The 8069-nt window shown below is 58.3% G+C and carries 7 protein-coding genes; 4 read left to right on the top strand and 3 right to left on the bottom strand.

Annotated elements, in window-relative coordinates; all coding sequences use genetic code 11:
• The 3 genes from AC1DNW_RS24185 to ugpB form a co-directional block, all read right to left on the bottom strand.
• Positions 1-464: ABC transporter permease (locus AC1DNW_RS24185; RefSeq protein WP_477854590.1), on the bottom strand; the 464-nt coding region annotated here is incomplete at its 3' end.
• A gap of 11 nt (positions 465-475) precedes the next feature.
• Positions 476-1360 (bottom strand): sn-glycerol-3-phosphate ABC transporter permease UgpA, encoded by an 885-nt coding sequence (gene ugpA, locus AC1DNW_RS24180; protein ID WP_477854589.1) that lies wholly within the window; start codon positions 1358-1360, stop codon positions 476-478.
• Between the two features lie 66 nt (positions 1361-1426).
• Positions 1427-2752, bottom strand: a complete 1326-nt coding sequence (ugpB, locus tag AC1DNW_RS24175) for a sn-glycerol-3-phosphate ABC transporter substrate-binding protein UgpB (protein WP_477854588.1) — start codon at positions 2750-2752, stop codon at positions 1427-1429.
• Positions 2753-3552: 800 nt separating this feature from the next.
• Between ugpB and AC1DNW_RS24170 the strand changes: the two genes are divergently transcribed.
• Genes AC1DNW_RS24170 through AC1DNW_RS24155 form a run of 4 tightly spaced genes read left to right on the top strand, consistent with a single transcriptional unit; the run spans position 3553 to position 8069 of the window.
• The gene (locus AC1DNW_RS24170) at positions 3553-4974 is read left to right on the top strand and encodes a M24 family metallopeptidase (protein ID WP_477854587.1); all 1422 of its coding nucleotides are present in this window, start codon (positions 3553-3555) and stop codon (positions 4972-4974) included.
• A 49-nt stretch (positions 4975-5023) separates the two neighbouring features.
• A complete protein-coding gene (locus AC1DNW_RS24165) occupies positions 5024-6253 on the top strand; it encodes an ABC transporter substrate-binding protein (RefSeq protein ID WP_477854586.1) in 1230 nt (409 codons plus the stop codon).
• 32 nt (positions 6254-6285) lie between these two features.
• Complete coding sequence (locus AC1DNW_RS24160) at positions 6286-7236, top strand: carbohydrate ABC transporter permease (protein ID WP_477854585.1); 951 nt, start codon at positions 6286-6288, stop codon at positions 7234-7236.
• On the top strand, positions 7233-8069 hold the full coding sequence (locus AC1DNW_RS24155) for a carbohydrate ABC transporter permease (RefSeq protein WP_477854584.1): 837 nt from the start codon (positions 7233-7235) through the stop codon (positions 8067-8069). Before AC1DNW_RS24160 ends, AC1DNW_RS24155 begins: the two co-directional genes overlap by 4 nt.

Raw genomic sequence — 8069 nt, 5'->3', positions numbered from 1 at the left:
GCGATCAGCGGAACGATAAGGCCACCGTAATTGTTGAGCATACCGAGATCGGCGACGACTTTATAGGTCGGGACGATACGCACCTCGACCGGCAGCATCAAGGTGATGAAGATCATCCAGAACGCCAGGTTCCTGAACGGGAACCGGAAATAGACGATCGCGAAGGCCGACAGGATCGAAATGACGATCTTGCCGACTGCGACACCGACTGCCATGATCAAGGAATTCAGCATCATCGGGCCGATGGGCGGCGCGCCGGCATTCGTCATGCCTGCAGTCAGCATCGTGGAATAGTTTTCGATCAGATGCGTGCTCGGCGTGAGCGGCACGACGCCGGAGAGAAAATCGTTGGGCCCGTGGGTCGAAGCGATGAAGGCGACGTAGACCGGAAAGACCACGACAACGACACCGACGATCAGAACCAGATGGGCAAGGAAGGTGAGAAAAGGGCGATTTTCGACCATTGTCGTGATCCTCAATACAGCACACGCCGCTCGATGAACCGGAACTGGATGGCCGTCAGCGCGACAACGATCACCATGAGAATGACCGATTGGGCCGCCGAAGAGCCGAGATTGAGGCCGATGAAACCATCAAAATAGACCTTGTAGACCAGGATCTCGGTTGCCMGCGCCGGACCTCCCTGCGTCGTGGCGTGGATGATGCCGAACGTGTCGAACATCGCGTAAACGATATTGATGACGACGAGGTAGAAGGTCGTCGGCGAGATCAGCGGGAAGACGATCGTCCAGAAGCGCTTGACCGGGCCCGCGCCATCGATAGACCCCGCCTCCAGCAGAGACCGCGGCACGGACTGGAGTGCTGCCAGGAAAAACAGGAAGTTATAGGATATCTGTTTCCAGGTGGCGGCGATAACGATGAGCGCCATCGCATCGTTGGGATTGATCAGGTGGTTCCAGTTCACGCCCATCGACCGCAACAGATAGGCGATGATGCCGATCGACGGGTTGAACATGAACCACCAGAGGATGCCCGCGATCGCCGGCGCGACGGCGTAGGGCCAGATCAGCAGGGTTGAATAGAGCCGTGAGATGCGCAGCACGCGCGTTGCGGCCGCCGCCAGTATCAAAGCGATCGACGTCGACAATACCGTTACAAGAACCGCGAAGATCAGCGTATTGCCGAAGGCATCGAGGTAGAGCGGATCGGCAAACAGGCGACGATAGTTGTCAAACCACACGAAGCTCGTTTTGAAGCCGAAGGCGTCCTGGCGCAGGAATGACTGCCAGAACGCGGTTGCGGCCGGCCAGAGAAAAAAGACGACGGTGACAAGGATCTGCGGGGCAATCAGCAGGTAAGGGAGAAGTTTGCCCGGAAAGACAGTCCGTTTGGTTTGCATGCGTCCTCACGTCCCGATGGGTTTTCTGGGCGAAGGGCCGGCATTGAGCCGGCCCTTCGGTGTGGACTACTGATTGGCGGACTGGAAGTCGCGCAGCTGTTCGTTGCCACGTGCGACCACGGAATCCAGCGCTTCCTTGGCCGTTTTCTTGCCCGACAGGAGAGCGGCGAATTCATCGTCGATGATGCCGCGGACCTGAACGTAATTGCCGAAGCGGATGCCCTTTGAATTGTCCGTCGGCGTCACGCGCGTCAGCTGCTTGATGCCGATATCAGTACCTGGGTTCTTGTCGTAATAGCCCTGATCCTGCCCGAGCTTGTAGGCCGCTTCGGTGATCGGCAGGTAACCGGAGAACTGATGCCAGCCGGCCTGAACCTCGGGCTTTTGCAGATAGGTGTAGAACTTTGCGACACCCTTGTATTCGTCCTCGGGCCGTCCCTTGAGCGTCCACAGCGTGGCGCCGCCAATGATGGAATTCAGAGGCTGCTCGATGACATCATTATAGTATGGAAGAGGAGCAAAACCGACTTCGAAGCCCTTGGCGTTGTTCACGACGCCCGCCCGGCCCGCCGACGAGTTCATGTACATCGCACATTCCTGCGAATAGAACATCGGCGGGGCGTTGTCGCCGCCGCCCGGTCCGCCGTACTTGAACAGTCCTTCATCCTGCCATTTTTTCAAGTTGTCCCAATGGCGAACAGTCAGGTCGTTGTTGAATGTGAATTCGGCATCAAGGCCACCAAAGCCGTTGGCCTTGGTCGAATAGGGCTTGTCGTGCAGTGCATTGAGATTTTCGGTCTGAATCCAGGAGATCCAGGCGCTGGTGAAACCGCACTTGGCAGCACCAGACTCCATGATTTTGCGCGAGAATGCCTCGACATCGGCCCATGTCTTCGGCGGCGTTTCGGGGTCGAGCCCCGCCTTTTTGAAGACATCCTTATTGTAGTACAGGATGGGGGTCGAAGAGTTGAATGGCAAAGACAGGACGTTACCGCTGGTATCGGAATAATAACCGACGACCGGCGCAATAAACTTGCTTTGGTCCCAAGCTTCCCCTTCGTCCTTCATGAGCTGGTAGACAGGATAGATGGCGCCTTGCGCTGCCATCATCGTTCCGGTTCCGACCTCGTAGACCTGAACGATCGCGGGCTGCTGGTTGGCGCGGAAAGCGGCAATGGCGCCGGTCAGGGTCTCGTCATAGGTACCCTTGAAGACGGGCACGATCTCATAGTCGGCCTGTGACGCATTGAAGCCCTTGGCGATCTCCTCCAGTTTCGCACCGTTCTCGCCGCCCATCGCGTGCCACCACTGAATCTTGGTCGCCGCCATGGCCGGAGCGCTCAAGGACAGGCTCAGCAGACCCGCAGACAGATAATAAGCAGCCTTATTCATCTCTCACTCCCGATGTTGATGTTTGGAGCCTCCGCTCCGAACGCGCCGCAACCCTACCAGCTGACATTCATATTGCAATCGCCAAATGTTCAAATGAACATTTGCGCTAACCCGCATGCAGGGATGGCTGCAAATGTGAAGAATTTTCGAAAAGGCTATAGCGATGTTCATGTCTTTTCGCGACGAACGGCGTCCTGCGCGGGCTTAAATGCTCCCACGATAAAAGGTCAGATGTTCGAATGAATATAAGACAGATCTTGAACCGATCGGACGTGCCGCATTCAGTTCCGGGCAGTTTCGCTGATTTGGCGCATGCACGCCGCACCGATCCGTAAGGATCGGCCGGAAACAAAGAAGCGTATTGGAGYGGTGGCGCTCAAGGCGGCGGAAAACGGGAATTCGCATCACACGAGGGCGTGAGAAAGGGCAAAACGACAGGCTAGAGACTTGGCCAGGTCGGGGTAGCTACTAGTAAAATGATGTGGCCGACGCCGAGGTGACAATGGTCCCCTTGACCAAGGCGCAAGCCGGTGAACACGTAAGATCATATTGCAATCAAAAAAAAATTTCATGTAAAAAAATTCAAAAATTGGCTGTATTTCTTGTGATATGGCGTCGAGAGTATCAGAATTTTAATTCGCTATTACAGTAGCTTAATTAGTTCCATCACCGCGGGTCGTGAAAGTTTTTTGTTGAGCGGAAGCCATTTTTTACAGCGCTCTTTTTACGAATTTTACAGGTCTTGAAATTTTTATTGCAAAGAAGATTTAGCGGGTTCTTAATCGAAAAAAAGGAACCCCATGATGCTCACCAGGTCCGAACGCGCTCCCGCACCATTTTCTGCTGAAGCCCTTCTCGACGGATTTCAGCCCAGCTTCGAATTCGAGCCGATCAATCCATTGCCGGAAGAGGAATTTGCAGAACGTCTGCGCCATATCCGCCGCGAGGCCACCGTGGCCGGCCATGACGTCATCCTCGTCCATGCCGATTCCATCGGCTCCTATCGCGTGTCGAATTCGTATCTGCGCTACATCTGCGACTGGATGCGCGAAGGCGTGCTCGTCATTCCGACGGACGAGGACTTACCGATGGCGCTGTTCTCCTTCTTCAGCAGTTCCGTCCTGTTGCCTCCGGCCGGCGAACCCGTGCTTGTCGACGATATCTGGCAGATCGGCACTTGGGGACGTGAAACCTATAATCGCCCCGGCCGCGCCGTCGATCGTGTCGTCGAGGCCGTTGCCACGCATCTGGAGGGACGAGGATTTGCCTGCAGCCAGATCGGGCTCTTCGGCGACGCCACCTCCTCACCCTGTTGGGACGGCCTGAAGGCCCGCCTGCCGCGCAGCCACTTCGTTGCCGATGCCGGCATCATCGAACGGATGCAGCGGCGGCGAAGCAAGCGGGAGCAGGCGATCGTGCGTGCCGCGGCGCAACTTGCCGACATCGGCATCCAGGCCGCCTATCACGTCACCCGCCCGGGTGTCACCGACCACCAGATCTATGCCGCCTTCACCTATGCGCAGATGGCGCGCGGCGGCGAGTGGGGCGACGGCTATCAGATCGGGATCAATCGCTTCGGCACCCATTGCGGCAAGCCCTATGGTCATGTCGTCAGCCCCGGCGACCTCGTCAATCTCTATATTTCAAGCGTCAGCTATCACGGCTACTCCGCGCAGATCGCCCGCATGATCGCCGTCGGCGACATTACCGATGAACAGGAAGAAGTCCTGCAGATGTGCGTCGAAGGCGTCGAGGCGGCAGCGGCGCGTGTGCGCCCGGGTGTCTTGGTCTCCGAAGTCGCCAACGCATCGTTCGAGCCCTATATCCGGCGTGGATATCTGAAATCGGCCGACAGTCGAACGATGCCTTACAATTGGCAATCGAATGAGGACGGATCGCCCCGCCAGATTCCGCGCAKCTATGTGGCTGACGCCGATTGGGAGCGGCAGGGACGCCGGCTCATGCATGTCTATCCGGCGACCAAAGGGCCGCACAATCCCAATGTCGGTCATTCCGTTTCGATGGCCAAATTCAAGCCCTACAACATCGCCTCCAACAATCATGACCGGCTGGAGGAAGGGATGACCTTCGTCCTGCATTCGCAGTGGCTGGATCCGATGGTGGCGGGCTGCAATGTCGGTGACTGCTATCTCGTCACCGACGACGGCTGCGAGAATCTCAGCTGCAACACACCGCTGGCGCCTTACCGCGTCAAGGCCTGACCCAAGAACAACAATAACTCGACAAAACAAACAAAAGAGGTGAACGAAAATGAACAGAATTTCCCTGCTATCCGGTGCGTGCGCCGTCATCATCGCATTGGCTGCGGCAGTACCCGCCATGGCGCAAGACAAGGTGAAACTCGTCGTCTCAAATTCCCAATGGCTCGACGCCTTGCGCGGCGACGCCCTTTGGAAGGCGGTTAAGGCCTATGAAAAACATGCGCCGAATGTGCAACTCGAAGCCCTCGGCATCCCGTCGAAGGATTACGGCGACCGGCTGATGACTGAATTCGGCGCCGGCCAGGGGCCGGATGTGGCGATCATTCAAGAAGGCGTCTTCTTTGCATTGGCAGATGCCGGCCATCTCGTCGATGTCGGCTCGGCGACGGAAGGTGTTTCGCTCAACGCGACGGCAAAAAACGGCATCGTCGACGGGGTGACGCTCGGCGTTCCCTGGCAGCGCGCGGCCTATGCGCTGATCTATAACGGCAAGCTCACCGATGCTGCCGGCGCTGCCGTGCCGAAAACCATCGACGAACTCATCGAGAACGCCAAGACGGTGCAGGACAAGACCGGCGCCGTCGGCTTCACCTCGCGCCACCAGATCAACGACTTCTCCGGCTTTTACATGGATTTCCAGAGCTGGGCCTATGGCTATGGAGTCAACTGGGTCAACGACAAGGGCAAATTGACCATCGATACGCCCGAAGCCGTCCAGGCGGTAACCGCGTTCAAGAAGATGTACGATGCGAAGATCATCCCCGTCGGCGATGACATGCCGACCCAGCGCACGCGCTTCAAGGAAGGCCGGGTCGGCTTCAGCATCGACAACTCAGGCGGAACGCTGAACATCGCTTCCGGCGGGACCATCAAGAGCGCCGAGATGCATGCCGCACCCCTGCCCTTCCCCAATCCGGGCGCCCATCAGCAGATCTATGTCGTCGTCAACGCCAACGGCAAACATCCCGACGAGGCCAAGGACTTCCTGAAATGGCTGATGAGCCCGGAAGGTCAGACCGAACTGCGCAAAGCGTCAGGGCCGGACATGCTGGCGACCGACGTGCCGCTGACCGAAGACTTCGTCGCCGCCAACCCTTGGGCTCCCGTCTTTGCCGAGATTGCCCAGAAGTCGCGCTCGGTTCTCATCCCCGGCTACGAGGTCGAGACGACGCAGATCATGCGCCCCGTCATGGAGGCCGTCGAGGAAGTGCTCATCAACGGCACCGACCCCGCCGCAGCGCTCGCAAAGGCTCAGGAGAAAGTCGATGGCATGTTCTGAGGAACAGCCGCCGCTTGAGAAGGAATTGGGCCATGACTGAACAAACCCTGCTGGAGCGGCCCATGGCCGTCCCAGCATACTCCGCCCGAAAATCCGGGACCCGCAGGAGGCTGAACGGGCTTCTGCCTTATGCCTTCGTCATACCTCCGGCCCTTTATCTGCTGGTGTTCATGTTCTGGCCGCTCGGCAGGCAGATCTATCTGAGCCTGACCCGCACGCGGCTTGCCAATCCGAACCGCAGCACTTTCATCGGATTGCGGAATTACGAAAGGCTGCTCGACAATCCCGATTTCTACACGACGCTGCAGATCACCCTGATCTACTCCGTCATGGCTGTCGTGATCGGCGTTGCCGTCGGCTTCGTCGCAGCGCTTGCGCTGAACCGGCCGTTTCCCGGGCGCACCCTGGTACGCGGCGTCCTGCTGTTCGGCTGGGCAGTTCCCAATGTCGCCGCAGCCCTCGTATGGCTGTGGATCTTCAACGAGCGGTCAGGCATCCTCAACACGATCGTCACCGGTCTCGGTCTCGAACGAATTTCCTGGCTGACCAGCACCGAAATGGCGCTGCCTTCGATCCTCCTCGTGACGGCGTGGCAGGTCGCGCCCTTCGTCATGCTGGTGATGCTGGCGGCACTTCAATCCGTTCCAGAAGAAGTGAAAGAGGCGGCGGTGGTCGACGGAGCTGACAAGCTCAATGTCTTCAGAGCCGTGACGCTGCCGCACATCCTGCCGACATTGCAGCTCGTTTCCCTGTTGGTCATGGTCTGGTCGATCCGCCGCTTCGACATCATCTACCTCCTGACAGGCGGCGGTCCGGTCGGAAGCACCAGCACGCTGATCGTCAAGCTGCGTCAGGTCGCCTTCGAGAACCATGACCTCGGCCTTTCCAGCACCTATGGCGTGGTCGGCCTGATCCTGGCGCTATCGGTCGCCGCAATCCACGCGCTCTTCAATCACCGCCGCCAGAAAATGAGTTCGCGATGAGCAATCTCCATCAAATTCCGACCCGCCTGCTGCATATCCTGCTCGTACTGGCGCTTACGGTCTTCGGCGGCTTTCCGATCTACTGGATGGCGACGACTGCGCTTTCGCTGAATTCCGAACTGTACAACAGCGGCCAGATACCTTGGCCGCAGCTTGCCAACCTGCCGGGCATGATCGCTGAACTCGCCCAGCTGCCTTTGATGCGCTGGCTTGTGAATACCAGCATCGTGGCCGTGGGAACCACCGTTCTCAGCCTGGTTCTCGGCGCCCTTGCCGGCTATTCCCTCAGCCGCTTCAAGTTTCACGGCAAGAGCATTCTCGGCTTCCTGATGTTCATGACGCAGGTCGTTCCCGAGGCGCTGATCCTCGTGCCGCTCTACGCCATGTTCATCACGCTCGGCCTTCTCAACAGCCTGTTCGGGCTGGTGCTCGCCAATGTCGGCTTCTCGCTGCCGGTCGCCGCCTTTATCATCAAGGGCGCCATCGATGCCGTTCCCTACGAGATCGAAGAATCGGCCGTCATCGACAATTGCCCGCGCATCAGCGTGCTGACGATGATCATCCTGCCGATCATCGCGCCGTCAATGGCGGCGGCCGCGGTGATTTCCTTTTTCGCCGGCTGGAACGAATATCTCTTCGCCTCGACCTTCCTGATGGACAGAGATCTGTGGCCGGCCAGCGTCGGGCTCGCATCCTTCGTCGGCCAGTACGAGACGCCGCTTTCGGCGGTCATGGGGGCGGCTTTGATCTTCAGCCTCCCGGCTGTCGTCTTCTTCCTTCTCATCCAACGCAAGATCGTCGCCGGCATCACCGCCGGTGCAGTTAAGGGATAG

The sequence above is a fragment of the Rhizobium sp. 05L429 genome, assembly GCF_056397645.1.
This window is presented reverse-complemented; position numbering and strand designations above follow the sequence as displayed.